Origin of the sequence: Guyparkeria sp., assembly GCF_046545975.1 — a bacterium.
Taxonomy (GTDB): Bacteria; Pseudomonadota; Gammaproteobacteria; order Halothiobacillales; family Halothiobacillaceae; genus Guyparkeria.
Window position 1 is genome coordinate 1 of sequence record NZ_JBKGYT010000012.1, and the last position, 17,079, is coordinate 17,079.

Annotated in this window: 18 protein-coding genes and 1 tRNA gene; 14 read left to right on the forward strand and 5 right to left on the reverse strand. The window is 66.0% G+C overall.

Going from position 1 to position 17,079, the window contains the following annotated elements:
- Nucleotides 1-74: 74 nt before the first annotated feature.
- Nucleotides 75-165: transfer RNA gene (locus ACLFMY_RS02165), tRNA-Ser, on the reverse strand.
- A 364-nt stretch (nt 166-529) separates the two neighbouring features.
- Between ACLFMY_RS02165 and pal the strand changes: the two genes are divergently transcribed.
- Nucleotides 530-898, forward strand: a complete 369-nt coding sequence (gene pal / locus ACLFMY_RS02170) for a peptidoglycan-associated lipoprotein Pal (protein ID WP_410762877.1) — start codon at nt 530-532, stop codon at nt 896-898.
- Between the two features lie 111 nt (nt 899-1,009).
- Here the strand turns inward: pal and nadB are convergent, their stop codons facing one another.
- The gene (gene nadB / locus ACLFMY_RS02175) at nt 1,010-2,689 is read right to left on the reverse strand and encodes an L-aspartate oxidase (RefSeq protein ID WP_410762879.1); all 1,680 of its coding nucleotides are present in this window, start codon (nt 2,687-2,689) and stop codon (nt 1,010-1,012) included.
- 464 nt (nt 2,690-3,153) lie between these two features.
- Here nadB and rpoE point away from each other — a divergent pair, with 464 nt between their 5' ends.
- The 13 genes from rpoE (at nt 3,154) to acpS (ending at nt 14,478) form a co-directional block, all read left to right on the forward strand.
- Nucleotides 3,154-3,747, forward strand: coding sequence for an RNA polymerase sigma factor RpoE (gene rpoE / locus ACLFMY_RS02180; RefSeq protein WP_410762911.1), 594 nt, complete (start codon nt 3,154-3,156; stop codon nt 3,745-3,747).
- A 14-nt stretch (nt 3,748-3,761) separates the two neighbouring features.
- On the forward strand, nt 3,762-4,463 hold the full coding sequence (locus tag ACLFMY_RS02185) for a hypothetical protein (RefSeq protein WP_410762880.1): 702 nt from the start codon (nt 3,762-3,764) through the stop codon (nt 4,461-4,463).
- Between the two features lie 8 nt (nt 4,464-4,471).
- Nucleotides 4,472-5,572: a MucB/RseB C-terminal domain-containing protein gene (locus tag ACLFMY_RS02190; RefSeq protein WP_410762881.1), complete on the forward strand. Its 1,101-nt coding sequence runs from the start codon at nt 4,472-4,474 to the stop codon at nt 5,570-5,572.
- Complete coding sequence (locus ACLFMY_RS02195) at nt 5,572-6,066, forward strand: SoxR reducing system RseC family protein (RefSeq protein ID WP_410762882.1); 495 nt, start codon at nt 5,572-5,574, stop codon at nt 6,064-6,066. The genes ACLFMY_RS02190 and ACLFMY_RS02195 overlap by 1 nt, the downstream gene beginning before the upstream one ends.
- Before the next feature lie 112 nt (nt 6,067-6,178).
- On the forward strand, nt 6,179-7,693 hold the full coding sequence (locus tag ACLFMY_RS02200; RefSeq protein WP_410762883.1) for a trypsin-like peptidase domain-containing protein: 1,515 nt from the start codon (nt 6,179-6,181) through the stop codon (nt 7,691-7,693).
- 89 nt (nt 7,694-7,782) lie between these two features.
- Nucleotides 7,783-9,597 (forward strand): translation elongation factor 4, encoded by a 1,815-nt coding sequence (gene lepA, locus ACLFMY_RS02205; protein WP_410762884.1) that lies wholly within the window; start codon nt 7,783-7,785, stop codon nt 9,595-9,597.
- A 42-nt stretch (nt 9,598-9,639) separates the two neighbouring features.
- Nucleotides 9,640-10,476, forward strand: a complete 837-nt coding sequence (gene lepB, locus ACLFMY_RS02210; protein ID WP_410762885.1) for a signal peptidase I — start codon at nt 9,640-9,642, stop codon at nt 10,474-10,476.
- A 48-nt stretch (nt 10,477-10,524) separates the two neighbouring features.
- Nucleotides 10,525-10,914, forward strand: coding sequence for a DUF4845 domain-containing protein (locus ACLFMY_RS02215; RefSeq protein WP_410762886.1), 390 nt, complete (start codon nt 10,525-10,527; stop codon nt 10,912-10,914).
- Complete coding sequence (gene rnc / locus ACLFMY_RS02220) at nt 10,901-11,644, forward strand: ribonuclease III (protein ID WP_410762887.1); 744 nt, start codon at nt 10,901-10,903, stop codon at nt 11,642-11,644. The genes ACLFMY_RS02215 and rnc overlap by 14 nt, the downstream gene beginning before the upstream one ends.
- Nucleotides 11,641-12,543, forward strand: a complete 903-nt coding sequence (gene era, locus ACLFMY_RS02225; protein ID WP_410762888.1) for a GTPase Era — start codon at nt 11,641-11,643, stop codon at nt 12,541-12,543. The genes rnc and era overlap by 4 nt, the downstream gene beginning before the upstream one ends.
- A 31-nt stretch (nt 12,544-12,574) precedes the next feature.
- Nucleotides 12,575-13,285, forward strand: coding sequence for a DNA repair protein RecO (gene recO, locus ACLFMY_RS02230; protein ID WP_410762889.1), 711 nt, complete (start codon nt 12,575-12,577; stop codon nt 13,283-13,285).
- 51 nt (nt 13,286-13,336) lie between these two features.
- Entirely contained in the window at nt 13,337-14,107 is a 771-nt protein-coding gene (pdxJ, locus tag ACLFMY_RS02235; protein ID WP_410762890.1) for a pyridoxine 5'-phosphate synthase, read from the forward strand.
- Entirely contained in the window at nt 14,104-14,478 is a 375-nt protein-coding gene (gene acpS, locus ACLFMY_RS02240) for a holo-ACP synthase (protein WP_410762891.1), read from the forward strand. The genes pdxJ and acpS overlap by 4 nt, the downstream gene beginning before the upstream one ends.
- Nucleotides 14,479-14,481: 3 nt before the next feature.
- Here acpS and ACLFMY_RS02245 read toward each other — a convergent pair whose 3' ends face one another.
- The 3 genes from ACLFMY_RS02245 to ACLFMY_RS02255 are packed head-to-tail and all read right to left on the reverse strand — an operon-like array spanning nt 14,482 to nt 17,013.
- Nucleotides 14,482-15,297, reverse strand: a complete 816-nt coding sequence (locus ACLFMY_RS02245) for an ABC transporter ATP-binding protein (RefSeq protein WP_410762892.1) — start codon at nt 15,295-15,297, stop codon at nt 14,482-14,484.
- Nucleotides 15,290-16,051, reverse strand: a complete 762-nt coding sequence (locus tag ACLFMY_RS02250) for an ABC transporter permease (RefSeq protein WP_410762893.1) — start codon at nt 16,049-16,051, stop codon at nt 15,290-15,292. The genes ACLFMY_RS02245 and ACLFMY_RS02250 overlap by 8 nt, the downstream gene beginning before the upstream one ends.
- Nucleotides 16,048-17,013, reverse strand: a complete 966-nt coding sequence (locus tag ACLFMY_RS02255; protein WP_410762894.1) for a hypothetical protein — start codon at nt 17,011-17,013, stop codon at nt 16,048-16,050. Before ACLFMY_RS02255 ends, ACLFMY_RS02250 begins: the two co-directional genes overlap by 4 nt.
- Nucleotides 17,014-17,079: the final 66 nt, after the last annotated feature.

A 17,079-nucleotide genomic window follows, 5' to 3' on the forward strand; every position in this document is an offset into this window, starting at 1 on the left:
GATTGCACCAGGCCGAAGGCGTGGAAGAAAAAACCCCGCGAGATCAAGGGATCTGGCGGGGTTTTTTCATCATCTGGCGGAGGGTCAGGGATTCGAACCCTGGAAGGGCTATTAACCCTTGCCGGTTTTCAAGACCGGTGCATTCAACCGCTCTGCCAACCCTCCGATGCCCGCGCATCTTCAGGTAAAGCCGAAACCCTGTCAAGATAGCGCTCCCCGGCAGCGGATGCCGGGGTCGAAGGCCGATTCACCGTTCCCGGGAACCCGGGCAGGGGCGGTCGGTCTACAACCTGTCACGGCTCCGGGTTATTCATGCTTGCCGTGGTAAAGTTTCCGCCTGATTTTTTGTGTTCAAGAACGATTTCAAGGAGATTGAAACATGCGTTGGTCTTATCTGGCATCCGTGGGGGCAATGGCCGTTGTCCTGTCCGCGTGCAGTTCCACCCCTGGCCCGGGTGCTGATGATGATGCGGCGGCGGCTGACGCGGCTGATGGCGCCCGCAGCGCCGGTCTGGCCGATGGCGGCGGGATGAGCGAGGACGAGCTCTACGAAGGCAAGCCCGCCGAGCGCGAGCGTACCGTCTATTTCGGCTTCGACGAGTATTCGGTCGCCAACGAGTACCAGGACATGCTGCGCGCAAACGCGGATTTCCTGAAGGAGAATGATGACCGGGAAGTCGTGGTGGAAGGCCATACCGACGAGCGTGGCAGCCGCGAGTACAACATCGCCTTGGGCGAGAAGCGCGCCAATGCCGTTCGCGACTCGCTGCTGTCCTACGGCGTTTCCTCCGGTCAGGTCGAGACCGTCAGCTACGGTGAGGAGCGCCCGGCCGTCGAAGGAAGCGGCGAGGATGCCTGGTCCAAGAACCGTCGCGCCGTGATCGAATACGGTCAGTGATGCTTCAGCCGGCGGCCTCGTGAGCCGTCGGTGCTGCTGCAAACCACGGAAAGCCGGGCATTTGCCCGGCTTTCTTGCGTTCCGGGCCCTTGCCTTGCGGGGAGCCTCGATTCATTCTTCCGGCGGTGGTGCTGTCCGGCTGCGGTCCTGGCGGACCTGGGGATAGGGGCGGGCCGGCGGGGGGATGAGCACCGTGTCGAAGTGGTCGGCGCGTGGATTGGTATCGGGGAAGTCGCGCGAGTAATGCAGCCCGCGGCTCTCGTGGCGATTGAGTGCCGAACGGACGATGAGATCGGCGACTTCGACCAGGTTGCGCAGTTCGATGAGGTTGTTGCTCACCCGGAAATGCGCGTAGTAGTCGTGAATCTCCCGGCGCAACAGGCTGATTCGGGCCCTGGCGCGCGACAGGCGCTTGGTGGTGCGCACGATGCCCACGTAGCTCCACATGCTGCGGCGCAGTTCGTCCCAGTTGTGGGTGACCACCACCGCCTCGTCCGGGTCGGTCACCTGGCTTTCGTCCCAGGCCGGAATGGCCAGGTCGGCCTCCGCCGGCTCGCCGGGCGCCTCGGCGATACGACGCGCGGCTGCTTCGCCGAATACCAGGCATTCGAGCAGGGAGTTGCTGGCGAGTCGGTTGGCGCCGTGCAGGCCGGTGTGCGCGGTTTCGCCGATGGCGAACAGGCCGGGGATGTCGGTCTGACCGTGGAGATCGGTCATTACCCCCCCGCAGGTGTAGTGGGCCGCCGGCACGACCGGCAGGGGCTCCCTGGTCATGTCGTAGCCGAACTCGAGGCAGCGCTGGTGGATCATCGGGAAATGGCTCTCGATGAATTCGCGCCCCTTGAAGCTGATGTCCAGGTAGACACAGTCGATGCCGAGACGCTTGATTTCGGCGTCGATGGCCCTGGCGACGATGTCCCGCGGGGCGAGTTCGGCATCCGGGTGGTGGTCCGGCATGAAGCGGGTGCCGTCCGGGCGCAGCAGGACGCCGCCTTCGCCACGCACCGCCTCGCTGATGAGAAAGGACTTGGCCCGCGGTTCGTAGAGGCAGGTGGGGTGGAACTGGATGAATTCCATGTTCGCCACACGGCAGCCGGCACGCCAGCCCATGGCGATCCCGTCACCGGTCGCGCTGTCCGGGTTGGTGGTGAACAGGTAGGCCTTTGCCGCACCGCCGGTGGCCAGGGTGGTGTAGCGGCTGCGGATCGTCACCACCCGGTCGGCCTGGATGTCGAGCACGTAGGCGCCCAGGCAGGCATCGCGGGTCTCGCCGAGTCGACGGGCCGTGATCAGGTCGATGGCGTTGTGATGCTCCAGCACCCGGACGTTGGGTCGCGCCTTGACGGCGGTCACCAGCGTGTCGGTCAGGGAGCGACCGGTATGATCGGCGGCGTGGGCGACGCGCCGCTGGCTGTGCCCGCCTTCCCGCGTCAGGTGCAGCCGTTCGCCGTGCTCGTTGTCGTGGGTGAAGGGCATGCCGAGGGACTCGAGCCACTCGATCTGGGCCGGGCCGGCCCGCACCACGTGCTCGACGACGTCACGATCGGGGAGGCGAACCCCCGCACGGATCGTGTCCTCGATATGCTGTTCGATGTCCTCGTTGCCGTTCAACGCCGCGGCAATGCCACCCTGGGCCCAAGGTGTGCTCCCCCCGACCAGCTTGCCCTTGCTGATCACGAGGACGTCGAGGTGCTCGGGGAGTCTCAGGGCCATGGCCAGGCCGGCGGCTCCAGAGCCGATGATCAGCACGTCGGTCTGATGATGGGGCGTGGCAGCGTTGTTTTCGGTCATGCAGCGGCGATTTCCTTTCAGGTCTGGAGGGGGGCGGTCCGGGATGCTCCCGGCAGGGAACGTGCTTGCCGGTCGGTTGTCCACTTGTCCTTCGATCGTAACCGCGCGGTCGTTGGTGTCCGTGTCCGTTGCGCCTATTCCGATCGTCGGGGCGGGGACAGGCCCGTTGCCCGTCGGGAACGGGTCGCCGGAGACGGCGGACCCCTTGAAGCACCTGCAGGCGGGCCGGCCGGGTCGCCGCGAGATCGATCGCTTTGTTCCCTCGGCTACCGGTCACATGCCTCGGATGGTATTATTGTTGCAATATCTTTGCATCCGAGCCCGGCCGACATGGATACTTCCGGGATGCGTGTCAGGTCAGACGAGTATACGCGGATCGGCATGCTTTTTCGGGCCGGGCAGCATTGCTGCTGCAGCACCCGGTCATTCCACGCATTTCGTCCAGGCAGGTTTCTGAATCAGGTATGAGCGCCGAGGAGACAGACAAGGCCCTGGTGGCCCGTGCACAGAAGGGTGACCGGCGCGCCTTCGATCTCCTGGTCCTGAAATACCAGCATCGGGTCCAGCGCCTGATCGCCCGTTACATCCGTGATCCGGAACAGGTGTTCGACCTGGCCCAGGAAACCTTCATCAAGGCCTATCGCGCCCTGGGCCGTTTCCGGGGCGACAGCGCCTTCTATACCTGGATATACCGGATCGCCGTCAACACGGCCAAGAACCAGCTCGCCTCCGATGCCCGAGGGGGGTTCACCGTGTCGTTGAACTCCGGCGGTTCGGACGAGTCAGATGAACCGATGATCGAACCCGAGGCCTTGCGAGACATGGGGTCTCCCGATGCACTGGCGGCGACAGCGGAGCTGAAGGCGGCCATCGATCGGGCCATTACCGATCTCCCGGAGGATCTGCGCACGGCGCTCACTCTGCGAGAGATGGAGGGTTTGAGCTACGATGAGATCGCGGCGGTGATGGACTGCCCGATCGGGACGGTGCGCTCGAGGATCTTTCGCGCCCGTGAGGCAATTGAGCAGTCGATTCAACCACTCAAGGGTGGGGATTGAAGGTGGCACCCGTGATGAAGCAAAGACAGGCGGACGATTCGGCAACCATCGACGCGGTGGTTTCGGACTGGTGGGACGACGAACTGTCGGGCAACGGTCGCTGGGCCGATGAACTGATCGAACACCGGGACTCGGTACACGAGAAGGCCCGACTGTTCGAGCTGATCGGCAATCGCGTGCGCGGTGAGGAACAGCCGACCCGCGATCTGCTTGCCGCGATCAACGCTCGACTCGACGAACTGCCGGCCGACGAACTCCCCGGGTCGGGCAAGGTCGTTTCCATGGAAATCGCGCGGGCCAAGCGCCGCCAGCGTGTGCTGCAGGGGGCCGTGGCGGCGTCACTGTTCGCCGCGGTGGCCGCCGTGGGGCTGTCGATCACTACGTCCGATCGCGGATCGACTCCCGGCGAGGTGCCGGCTCAGGCCAGTGGACCGACGGAAAACGATCGGGCCGTGATGGCCTCCCTGAAGGCCAATAACGATGTCCCCGAGGAAGTCTCCCCGGTTGCCGGTGGGGCGCAGGACGACGCAACGACGCTGGCAGCCAGCAATGGCGGGAGCAGCCGCTCCTCCGCCGAGTCGAAGCTGCCGGCCTGGGCAACGGGTGGGGGGTCCTCGGACTCCGACCCGTACGTGATCACGCATTACCGGGCGGCGTCCTCCGAATTCGGTACCGTGATGCCCGAGGTCCGTGCCGCTGCATTTGAAAGGGAATGATCGCTAACGTGTCAGGAACCAGACGGCTCGCACAGACCCTCGTGCTCGTTCCGGCGGCATTCCTGGCTGCCGGGGTCCTCGCCGATCCGGGCGCCCGCTGGACCGAGACATCGCTCGCATCCCCAACCGACTCGGAATCGACCGCCCAGCTGGATACCGGCAGCGAGTCGTCCCTCCGCCAGCGTATCCGGGAGATGGTCGACGTGATGTCCGGCCATACCTACGGCGGACGATTCATGCACGTCCGCGGGGACGAGATCGAGCTGATGCGCGTGGTCCATCGCGAGATCGAAGGCCAGCGCGCGGAACTGCTGGTCGCCGAGAACGGCGAGGTGCGGGAGATCCGTCGGCTCGGCGATCGTTGCGCCTGCATCTGGCCAGAACGAGAGCAGGTGATGCTGGGGGATTATCCCAACATCACCAGCCGGCTGGCCGGCGAACGCTTCGAGTCGATCGAATCGATCGACGATACCTACCGGATGGTCTCGCTCGGACGGAGCCGGGTGGCCGGCGAGTCCTGCGACATGATGGCAATCGTGCCGACCGACGAGTATCGCTACGGCTACAAGCTGTGTATCGGGCAGGAAGTGCCGCTGCTGCTGCGCATGAGCATGTACGACGAGCGCGGCCAACCGATCGAGCACAATCAGTTCACGCAGATCGAATCGCTCGACCGCGTCGAACTCTTCTTTCAGGATGACCTCGTGGCGGACATCGACTCGGACTTCGAGGTGATCGAACTTGGTGGCGAGCCGGTCGAAAATGCGCCAATCCGCGAGGAAAACTGGGTCATCGATCCACTGCCGAGCGGTTACAGCATCAAGTCGCGCAATTGGCGTCGGAACCCGGTGACAGGCCAGTATTTCGAGCACCTGGTCGTCACCGACGGGCTGGCCACCGCCTCGGTGTTCGTCGAGGAAGGCCGGGGTGAGGCAAGCCGCGACGCGAGCCGTACCCGCCAGGGGATGAAGATCGCGGCTCGTGCCGTCGACGATACGCGCGTAACCGCGATCGGGGATGTCCCCAGCGCGACGGTCGAGGCACTGGTGGCCAACACCGTGCGCGAGCCGGGCCAGGCAGACGAGGCGGACTCAGAGTCCGGCAACTGATGACGGGGTTCGACCGGTCGGCCGGGACCCCGGCGGGAGAAGGCCTGGTGCTCGAGCCCGCGGTGGTGGTGGCGATCGAGTCGGGGGGCGCCTGGCTGGAATCGGGGGCCAGCGGGGGTTGTGCCAACTGCCGGGACGGGAAAGGCTGTGGTGTCAGTATCTTCCAGCGCCTGTTCCGGCTGCCGCGTCACCGGGTCTACCTGCCCACCAGCGAACCCTTGTCCGTCGGCGATCACGTCGTTGTCGGCATGTCTCAGCGCGCGTTGCTGGAGGCCTCGCTCTGGCTCTACCTGGCCCCGCTCGTGGGGCTGCTCGCCGGGGCGATCGCCCTTGACCTCCTGTTCGGCGACGAGTTCGTCACGGTCGTCGGTGCCTTCGCCGGTCTGGTGTTGATGCTCGGATTCGTCCGTGCCAGGCAGCGGCGCCAGGCACGTTCCGGACGATTCTTCCCGGTCCTCAAGGAAGTGACTCTCCGCCAGGCCTCCGACGAGTGATCCCGGAGGGCGTGTTTCCTAACGATAGCGGTTCCACAGTACCATTGGAGAAATTCAGCTTGGAGCGCGTTCTGTTGCAGGGCCGTTCATGACCGCGGGTTTGCACCTCCCGATGAAGACTTCAATCCCGATTTCCGTTCCGCTCATCTCGCCGACCGAGCGACTCTGTCGCCTGGTCGGGCGGGCCGTGCCGGCCATGCTTGTTGTCGTGGGCATGCTCCTGCTGGCGGCCTGCGGAGACGAGGAGAGTGCGCCCCCTACCGAGCAGGTTTCCGGCCTGCCGGACTTCACGGTTCTGGTCGAACGAAATGCTCCGTCGGTCGTCAACGTCACCGGCGTGCAGAGCCTGCCGGCAGTCAGCGAGGAGGATGCAAGCTCCTCCGGGATGGACGAGTGGTATCGGGGGCTGTTCGGCGAGAGGGACGTGCCGGCGGAGTTTCAGGTCCCGCGACTGCCGCAGGAAAATGACGGCTCGGGTTTCATCCTGACCGCCGACGGGTACATCGCCACCAATGCACACGTCATTGCGGATGCCAGCAAGGTGTTCGTGCGTACGGCCGACGGTCGCGAGATGGAAGCCGAGGTGATGGGTATTGACGAGATCGGCGACATCGCTCTGCTGAAGGTGGAGGCCGATGAACTGCCGCCCGTTTCCCTGGGGGACTCGGATGACGTTCGTGCCGGTCAGTGGGCCGTTGCGATCGGCTCGCCCTACGGGTTCGACCAGACCGTTACCGCCGGCGTGATCAGTGGCCTCGGGCGTACCCTGCCGTCTGAATCGAAGCAGCCCTACGTGCCGTTCATCCAGAGTGACGTGGCCATCAACCCCGGCAATTCCGGGGGGCCCCTGTTCAATGTCCGTGGGCAGGTGATCGGTATCAACGCCCAGATCTTCACCGAGTCGGGGGCCTTCAACGGCATCTCCTTTGCCATCCCGATCAATTACGTCGTGGACGTGATCACCCAGATCAAGCGCCATGGCGAGGTGCGGCGAGGTTTCCTGGGCGTCGAGGTGCGTAGCGTCGGCCGGGATCTGGCCAAGCACCTGGGGCTGGTGCGTCCCTACGGCGCCGAGGTGGTCGGTTTCGTCGACTCGTCTCCCGCCGCGGAATCGGGCCTGGATGTCGGTGACGTCATCCTTTCCGTCAATGGCGTGCAGATCAACGAGGGTGCGGACCTCACCAAGGTGCTCGGGGCATTGCCCCCGGAATCCGACGTCCGCCTGGAAGTCCGGTCGGGGGATGCCACGGACGAGATCGAGGTGCGGCTGTCGGCGTTGCCGGAGCAGCCGGTCGAGGAGCCCGAGCCATCCATCGACGAGATCGACGAGCCGGAGCTGGTCGTCATCGAGACGCTCGGGCTGATCCTGCGCCGGGGGGAAGACGGCGAGGTGCGTATCGGCGAACTCGACCCCAAGGGGCCGGCCGCCGCTTCCGGATTGCAGCCGGGTGACGAGGTGGTCTCCATCGATCAGCACCAGATCGATTCGCCTGGCGAGGCCTACCGCATCCTGGCCAAACTGGCCCACACGCGTGGCAACGAGCTGGTGCTGTTTCTCGTCAGCCGGGACGGTGAGCGGCGCTTCTTCATGCCCGCGTTTTCCGGGAACCCGCACCGTTCCGACTGACTTGAGGTGGGTTGAGCTATATACTGTGCGGCCTTTCCCGCGACCTGTCGTCGCGCGAGACACGTCCACGAACCGAAAGTTAATCCCCTATGGCCTCCGAGCGTCTCTCCCGGATTCGCAACTTCTCGATCATCGCGCACATCGACCACGGCAAGTCCACGCTGGCCGATCGCATCATCCAGCGCTGCGAGGGGCTTGAGGAGCGCGAGATGAGCGCGCAGGTACTCGACTCGATGGACATCGAGCGCGAGCGTGGCATCACCATCAAGGCGCAGAGCGTCTCGCTGGACTACCACTCGCGCGACGGCGAGACCTACCGGCTGAACTTCATCGACACGCCGGGCCACGTCGACTTCTCCTACGAGGTCTCCCGTTCGCTGGCCGCGTGCGAGGGCGCACTGCTGGTGGTGGACGCCTCCCAGGGCGTCGAGGCCCAGTCGGTCGCCAATTGCTATACGGCGATCGACCTGGGGCTCGAGGTTGTGCCGGTGCTCAACAAGATCGACCTCCCGGCGGCCGAGCCCGACCGGGTCAAGGCCGAGATCGAGGACATCATCGGCATCGAGGCGCAGAACGCCGTGACCTGCTCGGCCAAGACGGGCGAGGGCGTCGACGAGGTGGTCGAGCGCCTGATCGAACAGGTTCCACCGCCCGAAGGCAACGAGGACGGCCCGCTCAAGGCGCTCATCGTCGATTCCTGGTTCGACAACTACGTCGGCGTGGTCGCACTGGTGCGCGTCATCGACGGGGCGATCCGGCCCAAGGCGAAGATCAAGGCCATGGGCACCGGCGACGTGTTCACCGTCGACAAGACCGGCGTGTTCACGCCGAAGACGCTGGCGCGCGACGGCCTGTTCGCCGGCGAGGTTGGCTTCGTCATCGCCGGGATCAAGGACATCGACTCGGCCAAGGTCGGGGATACCTTCACCGACGCCGAGAACCCGGCCGCCGAGGCGCTGCCGGGCTTCAAGGAGATGCAGCCGCGGGTCTTCTCCGGTCTCTACCCGGTCGAGTCCGATCACTATGACGACCTGCGCGAGGCACTGCGCAAGCTGCGGCTGAACGACGCGGCGCTGCACTTCGAGCCGGAAGTCTCGACCGCGCTGGGCTTCGGCTTCCGCTGCGGATTTTTGGGGCTGCTGCACATGGAGATCATCCAGGAGCGGCTCGAGCGCGAGTACAACATCGACCTGATCACGACCGCGCCGACGGTCATCTTCGAGGTCGAGGAGAAGGACGGCACCACCTACCAGATCCACAACCCCTCGCAGCTCCCCGAGCCGACGCTGATCAACGAGATCCGCGAGCCGATCATCGAGGCGCACATCCTCTGTCCGCAGGATTTCGTCGGGCCGGTACTGAATCTCTGCATGGAAAAGCGCGGCGTGCAGAAGAACATGCTGTATTCGGGCAACCAGGTCACCCTGATCTTCGATCTGCCGCTGGCCGAGGTGGTACTCGACTTCTTCGACCGCCTGAAGTCCGTCTCCCGCGGCTATGCTTCCTTCGACTATCACCTCGATCGATTCGAGGCGGCCAAGCTGGTCAAGATGGACATCCTGATCAACGGCGAGGCGGTCGATTCGCTGTCGCTGATCGTGCACCGTGACAAGGCCGAACAGCGCGGTCGCGAGCTGGTGGAGAAGCTCAAGGAACTGATTCCGCAGCAGATGTTCGAAGTGGCCCTGCAGGCGGCCATCGGCGGCAAGATCATCGCCCGGACCAACGTCAAGGCGCTGCGCAAGAACGTGCTGGCCAAGTGCTATGGCGGCGACGTCTCGCGCAAGAAGAAGCTGATCGAGAAGCAGAAGGCCGGCAAGAAGCGGATGAAGAGCATCGGCAAGGTCGAGGTGCCGCAGGAGGCGTTCCTCGCCGTGCTGCAGATGGACAACAAGAGCAACTGATCGCCGACCGCGATCGGTTGCACCGAACCCGGAGAACGTTCCTTGAATTTCGAGTTAATCCTGGTGGTCGCCACCTTTGCCAGCGGCCTGATATGGCTGGTCGACCGGCTGGTATTCCGGCCGAAACGCATGGCGCGTCTCGAATCCGAGGCCCAGCAGTTGGGACACGAGGCGGGTATCGAGCGAAAGGAGGGGGGCGACAGCGAGCCTCTGCTGGTCGACTACGCCAAGTCGTTCTTCCCGATCCTGCTGGCGGTGCTGATCATCCGCTCGTTCCTGTTCGAGCCGTTCCGCATTCCCTCGGGCTCGATGATGCCGACCCTGCTGGTCGGCGATTTCATCCTGGTGAACAAGTTCACCTACGGCCTGCGCCTGCCGGTGGTCGACACCGAGATCGTCCCGATGAGCGAACCGGAACGGGGGGACGTGGCGGTGTTCCGCTACCCGGAGCAACCCGAGGTGGACTACATCAAGCGGATCATCGGGCTTCCCGGAGATACCGTGCGCATCGAGGATCACCGGGTCTGGGTCAACGACCGCGAGTTCCCGCTCGAGGAGCAGGGTCGCTACGAGGGGGATGCCAACCTCAAGCATGCCGGCCTGACCGTCGCGCTCGAGGATATCGACGGCCGACTCCACCAGGTGCTGCTCGATAACGGCGGCCATCTGCGCTCGGGGGAGTGGACAGTCCCGGATGACGAGTATTTCGTCATGGGTGACAACCGCAACCACAGCAACGACAGCCGCTTCTGGGGCACCGTGCCGGAATCGAATCTGGTGGGCAAAGCGGTTATGATCTGGCTTCACTGGAACTGGCAGGACGGCGGCTTCGATGCGGGGCGCATCGGCCGCTCGATCGATGTCGTCGAATCCGACTAACCGAAGGAACGCCTTCTCCAAGGGGAGGACTGAAGAGGAATGGAAAGCATGCAAGCGAAGGGAAATCGTCACCTGAACTCGGCCGGCCGCCAGGGCGGGATGTCGCTGATTGGCCTGATCATCGGGGCGATTGTGCTCGGTTTTGCGGCGCTGGTCGTTATGCAGGTGGTGCCGATGTATATCGCCGATCAGAAACTGGTGACCATCTTCAAGAGCCTGGAAAAGGAGACGGCGTCGAGTCCGGCCGAGATCCGTCGCATGGCCGACAAGCAGCTTGACATCAACGAGGTGGACGACCGCTTCGATTCCAAGGATTTCGACATCCGCCCGGTAACCGGCGGGTTCGACGTCAAGTACAACTACGAAGGCCGGGCGACGCTGTTCGCCAACCTGTCGCTGGTGGCCGATTTCGAACACCAAGTCCGTGTCAGTAACTAGAAGCAACAATCCTCTCATCCGTGAACCGGACACCCTGGCCGCATCGCTGGGGCTGTCGTTCGATAGTGACGACCTGCTCACCCAGGCGCTGAGGCATCGCTCGGCCGGGCGGGTCAACAACGAGCGCCTGGAATTCCTGGGCGACTCGATCCTCAACCTGGCGATTTCCGACTACCTCTACCGCCACAAGCCGGAGGCCTCCGAAGGGTCGCTCTCCCGCCTGCGTGCCTCCGTCGTGCGCGAGGAGACGCTCGCCCGGGTGGCGCGTCGCATCGGGCTGGGGGACTACCTCGTGATGGGCTCGGGCGAGCTCAAGAGCGGTGGCCATCGCCGGGATTCGATTCTTGCCGACGCGCTCGAGGCGCTGATCGGTGCCCTGTATCTCGACAAGGGTTTCAGCGCGGCCCACGACTGGGTGCAGGAGCTGTTCCGCGACGAACTGGTGTCGCTGCCCGACGCCCAGTCGCTCAAGGATGCCAAGACCCAGTTGCAGGAGTACCTGCAGCGCGACCGCCTGGCCCTTCCGGAATACGAGGTCCTGAGCCAGACGGGCCAGGCCCATCGTCAGACCTTCGAGGTGGCCTGCCGGGTCGAGGTCGACGACACGCCCTACGAGACCCGGGCGAAGGGCTCATCCCGTCGCCGCGCCGAACAGAGCGCCGCCCGCCACATGCTCGAGACCCTGCGCGAGGCGCGCGATGGTCGAGGCAAGCAGGAGAACGCCGAATGAGCGAGACAAGTCCCCGTTTCGGCCACGTGGCCATCGTCGGGCGTCCCAACGTCGGCAAGTCCACGCTGGTCAATCGGCTGGTCGGGCAGAAGGTGTCGATCACCGCGCCGAAGCCGCAGACCACCCGCCACCGCATCACCGGCATCGTCACCGAGCCGCGCGGGCAGATCGTCCTGATCGACACGCCCGGCCTTCACCGAGGGGGCCGGGACGCGCTGAACCGACAGCTGAACCGAACCGCGCGCAGCGCCCTGGAGGGCGTCGACCTGATCCTGTTCCTGGTCCAGGCCGGCCAGTTCGGTGACGAGGACGAGAACGTCCTTCGGCTGCTGAAGAACGTCGACGCGCCGGTGGTGCTGGTGGTCAACAAGGTGGACCTGGTCAACGACAAGACCGAGTTGCTGCCGTTCCTCGCCCGGATGGGTCAAAAGGCAGAGTTCGCCGAGATCTATCCCATGAGTGCGCGGCGCAAGCGCGGGCTCGACGGACTGGTCGACCTGATGTTCTCCTACCTGCCGGAAGGGGCGCCGGGCTATGACGAGGACCAGGTGACCACCGCCCCGATCCGGTTCATGGCTGCCGAGATCGTCCGTGAAAAGCTCGCTCGTTCCCTGCATGACGAACTGCCCTACCAGACCACGGTCACCATCGAGCGCTTCGAGGAAACCCCCGACCTGGTGACCATCGGCGCGGTGATCTACGTGGCCCGTTCGGGGCAGAAGGGCATCGTGATCGGGCAGGGCGGCTCCCGGCTGAAGATGGTCGGTCAGCAGGCCCGCGAAGCCATCGAGCATCTGCTGGAAAAGCGGGTCATGCTGGATCTGTGGGTCAAGGTCCACGACGACTGGGCCGACGACGAGCGCTCGGTTGCGGCACTCGGCTACCAGTTGCCGGAGTAGTCGCTCCGTGGCCGCGAGGCTCGGCTAGGCCATGCGGGGTTTCCTGCTTCATGCCAGACCCTTCCAGGAGCACGGCCTGCTGCTCGACTGGTTGACCGATACCCATGGCTGGTTGCGCATGCGCCAGCCCGGCGCTCGGCGGGTCGGCAGTCGCGGTCAGAAGCGCCCCCCCGCCTTCGTCTGCCTCGAACTCCAGTCCGCCGGGCGGGGCGGGTGGCCGGTGCTGAAGTCCGCCGAGCCGGTCGAGCACTTCCGCTTCCTTCACGGACGTCGTCTGGCCGCTGCCTTCTACTTGCATGAACTGATCCTGCGCGCACTGCGCCCCGACGAGCCCGTCTCCGGGCTGTTCCTCGACTACTGGAAGAGCCTCGCCATGCTCGAGGAGCCCGGGGTGCCGGTGTCCGTGGTGATGCGGCGCTTCGAGCGGCAGTTGCTGGAACACCTGGGAAGCGGCATCGACTGGGGGCACACCGCCGACCGCGCGCCCGTGGATCCCGATGCCGGCTATCGTGTCGGACTGCAGGGCGGCATTGTCCCCGACGGGCGGACGGGGGCGATCCCCGGCCGGGTTCTGCTCGCCATCGCCGCCGACCGCCCGCTGGTCTCCGCTGCCGATCGGCGGACGGCGCGCGATCTCATGCAGGCGCTCCTGGTGCCGCACGTGGGAGACCGCCCGTTCGTCAGTCGGCGCCTGTGGCCCTCGGCACCGGCCGAGGCTGAAACCGCGCCGGATTCCCCCTAAACTGTGGGCCCGTAACGCCCATTCGTCACAACCTCTCCGGGACATCACTCCATGACCAACCGCGTCACCGCCCAGTATCCGCTCCTCGGTCTGAACATCGACCACGTGGCCACCCTGCGACAGGCCCGCGGCACCCGCTATCCGGACCCGGTGGCCGCCGCATTGCTCGCCGAGCAGTCGGGCGCCGACAGCATCACGCTGCACCTGCGGGAGGACCGTCGGCACATCCAGGACCGTGACGTGGAGATCCTGCGCGAGTTGCTGCAGACCCGCATGAACCTGGAGATGGCCGCCACCGACGAGATGATCGATCTTGCCTGCCGGATCCGGCCGCACGACGTCTGCCTGGTCCCCGAGCGCCGCGAGGAGCTGACCACCGAGGGCGGGCTGGACGTGGCGGCACAGATCGACCGCATCCACGCCGCCTGCGACCGCATGGCCGAGGCCGGCATCCGGGTCTCGCTGTTCGTCGACGCCGACGCGCGCCAGATCGACGCCGCGGTGGCCTGCGAGGCCCCGGTGATCGAACTGCATACCGGTCATTACGCCGATGCCGAGGGCGACGAGGCCACCCGGGAGCAGCTCGAGTTGCTTCGGCGTTCGGCGCGGGATGCCGTGGACGTCGGCCTGTGTGTCAACGCCGGGCACGGCCTGCATTATCACAACGTCGCGGCGATCGCCGCGATCGAGGAGATCGAGGAGCTCAACATCGGCCACGCGATCATCGGGCAGGCGGTGTTCTCCGGACTTCCCGGCGCCGTCCGGGAGATGAAGGAACTCATGCACACCGCACGTCGCGGGGCGCAGTCCTCGGCCTCATGATCCTCGGCATCGGGACCGACCTGGTCGAGATCGCCCGTATTCGCCGGGCTTGGGAGCGCCATGGCGACCGCCTGGCCGACCGATTGCTGGGCGCCGCGGAGCGCGAGCGCCTGCCCGCGGGAGACCCGTCGGCCTGGCTGGCCAAGCGCTTCGCGACCAAGGAAGCGGTGGCCAAGGCCTTGGGCACCGGCTTTCGCGGCGGGTTGCGCCTGGCGGACATACAGACCCGGCACGACGGCAACGGTCGGCCGGAGGTCGTGCTCGACGGGGTGGCCGCGATGTCGCTGGAACGGCTGGGAGGGCGGACGGTCTCGCTGTCGGTGACCGACGAGCGGGCCTACGCGCTCGCCTTCGTCGTCATCAGTGCCTGAGTCTCAGGAGGCGGCCGGGTCGGGCTGCCCCCGGCGGATGGCCTCGAGTAGCTGATCCTCGAAACGAGCCAGCGCGCCGGGGCGGCATCCGCGTTCCTCGTGGGGCAGGGGATTGATCAGCTCGTCGATCAACCGTCCCGGCGCTCCCCCCATCACGACCACCCGGTCGCATAGCCGGGCGACTTCCCGCACGTCGTGGCTGACGAACACCACGGCGATCCCCCGCTCGAGCACGCGACGACGGACCAGCTCGAGCAGGTCGACGGCGGTGAAGTAGTCCAGGCTGGAGAAGGGCTCGTCCATCAGCAGCAGGTCCGGTTCCGCGGCCAGGGCACGCGCGATGCCGACCCGCTGGCGCATGCCCCCGGAGAGCTGTGCGGGGTACTGGCTCGCGGCGTGCGCCAGGCCGACGGAGGCGAGCGTGGCCAGCGCCACCTCCCGGTCCTCCGAAGTCTCGTTCCGCCTCACGAGGGCCACGTTGTCCCGCGCGGTGAGCCAGGGGAGCAGGTGTGGCTCCTGGAAGACCATGCCCAGTCTGGCGAATCGCCGATCGATGCGGCCGGCGGTCGGGGTTTCCCGGTCGGCGACCAGTCGCAGCAGCGTCGATTTGCCGCATCCGCTCGTCCCGCAGACGCCGAGGATCTCGCCGCGGTGGACCGCCAGGTCGATCCCCTGCACGCCGGCGCTGCCCTCGAAGTGGCGGCAGACGCCGTCGAGGGCGAGCAGGCGTTCGCCCCGGATGCCGTCGAGGGCCGATGGTTGCTGCACGCCGGACTGGAGCGGGCAGGCCGGCAGGTCGCAATAGCGATGGTCATTCATGGCGCAGACGCCTCCGGATCAGTGTTCTGGCGGGGTGGACCAGCAGGTACTCGAGGGCGAGGCCCAGCAGGATGATCCACAGGATCACCGCGTAGACGTCGTGGATCTCACCGTAGAGGTAGCTGCCCCACAGGGACGGACCGAGACCGTGACTTGCCGCGAATGCCTCGGCCATGATGATGCCGCGCCAGGCTACCGACAGTGCACCTGACGCGGCCCCGGCCAGGGTCAGCGCCAGCGAGGGCAGCAGGATGCGGGTCAGCCGGGTCCAGCCCGACAAGCCGTAGACATGGGCCATGTCCAGCAGCCCGGCGTCGATCTCGCGCAGGCCGTGGCTGGTGGCAATGACGATCAGGGGCAGGGCCATGCTCACGCCGACCAGGATCGGCGGTCCGGCACCGAGACCCAGCCAGAGGATGGCGAGCACCAGCCAGGCGATGGTCGGTGCGGCTTCGATCACAACCACCAGGGGATGAAGCAGCCGTTCGGCCACCGCGGAGGAGGCGGCCCACAGCCCGAGCAGGGTGCCGCCGGCCACGGCGATCAGGAATGCGGCGAGCACGTTGGTCAAGGTCAGGGCCGTGTCCTTCCAGATCGCCGCCTCGGAGAGGGCCGAGAGCAGGTGGCTCACCACCGGTCCGGGCCCCGGCAGGATCGAGTCGGGCACCTGGCGGGCAAGCAGCCACCAGCCGATCACCAGGCCGGTCACTCCGGCCAGCGGGAACAGTGCGGCCTGCAGGCGGGAGGCGTTCATCGCTGGAACAGGCCTGCCGGGGCGTCGATCTCGAACACCGAGCGCAGATACGTCTTGACCTTCCGGCGCGTCTCGGCATCGGTGCCGGTGTCCCAGCGAACGCGTTCGGCGGCGAGTAGCCCGCGGAAGGTCGATTCCGGAACGGGCATCCGGAAGAACGAGCCATAACCGGCCGCGGCGATGGCGGCAGCCTCGTCGTGGTTGGCCGGATCCTCGAGCCAGTTGGCGACCTCGTCGAGAGCCGCGACCAGCCGTTCCCTGACCTCGGGGTCGACGTCCGGGTGGGCCTGCCAGAGCGCCCCAAGCGGGATCTCGCCGCCGAGCTGTTCGGCCGGATCAAGCCGGATCTCCCAGCGCTGGTCCCAGTCCTGTGCTTCCTGGCGATCGAGGATCTGGCTGACCAGCGGTTCGGGCGCGGCCACGCCTGCGGGGGCCCGCTTCGGGTCGCGCAGCTGCTCCATCAACACCGTGCCGGCGCCGCCGGTGACGAATTCGGGCCGGATGCCCATGTCGGTCAGCACCTCTTCCGTGACCACGTGGGGCGGCGTGGACGTGCCGGGTGCGACCAGCACGCGCTGACCGTCGAGTTCTTCGAGGTCGTTGTCCTCGACCGGTTGCAGGAGGTAGATCCCCCGCCAGACCCAGGGCGTGACCAGGCTGATATCCCGCAGGCCGCCTGCGTGGAAACGCACGCCCCCGATCAGGTTGAACAGCGCGAAGTCCACCCGACGTGCCTGGATCATCGCTCGCATCGCCGACGGATCCCCGGCCGGGTTGGAGACCAGTTTCAGGTCATCTTCCGGCAGGAACCGTTCCTGCTTCGCCTCGAGCACGAACACCGGCAGGGCGTTGGGATCCGGCGGCAACGACAACCGGATTTCCGCCGCTTGCGAGGGGATAGCGAATAGCAGTACCAGGGGCAGGGCCGAAAGGCGAGCCAGTTGGCGCGTGATCGATTTCATCGTGAATCCTCCGACGGGGCATGTCATGCGGATGAGTTGCGCAACAGTAATGAGAATAATTCCCAC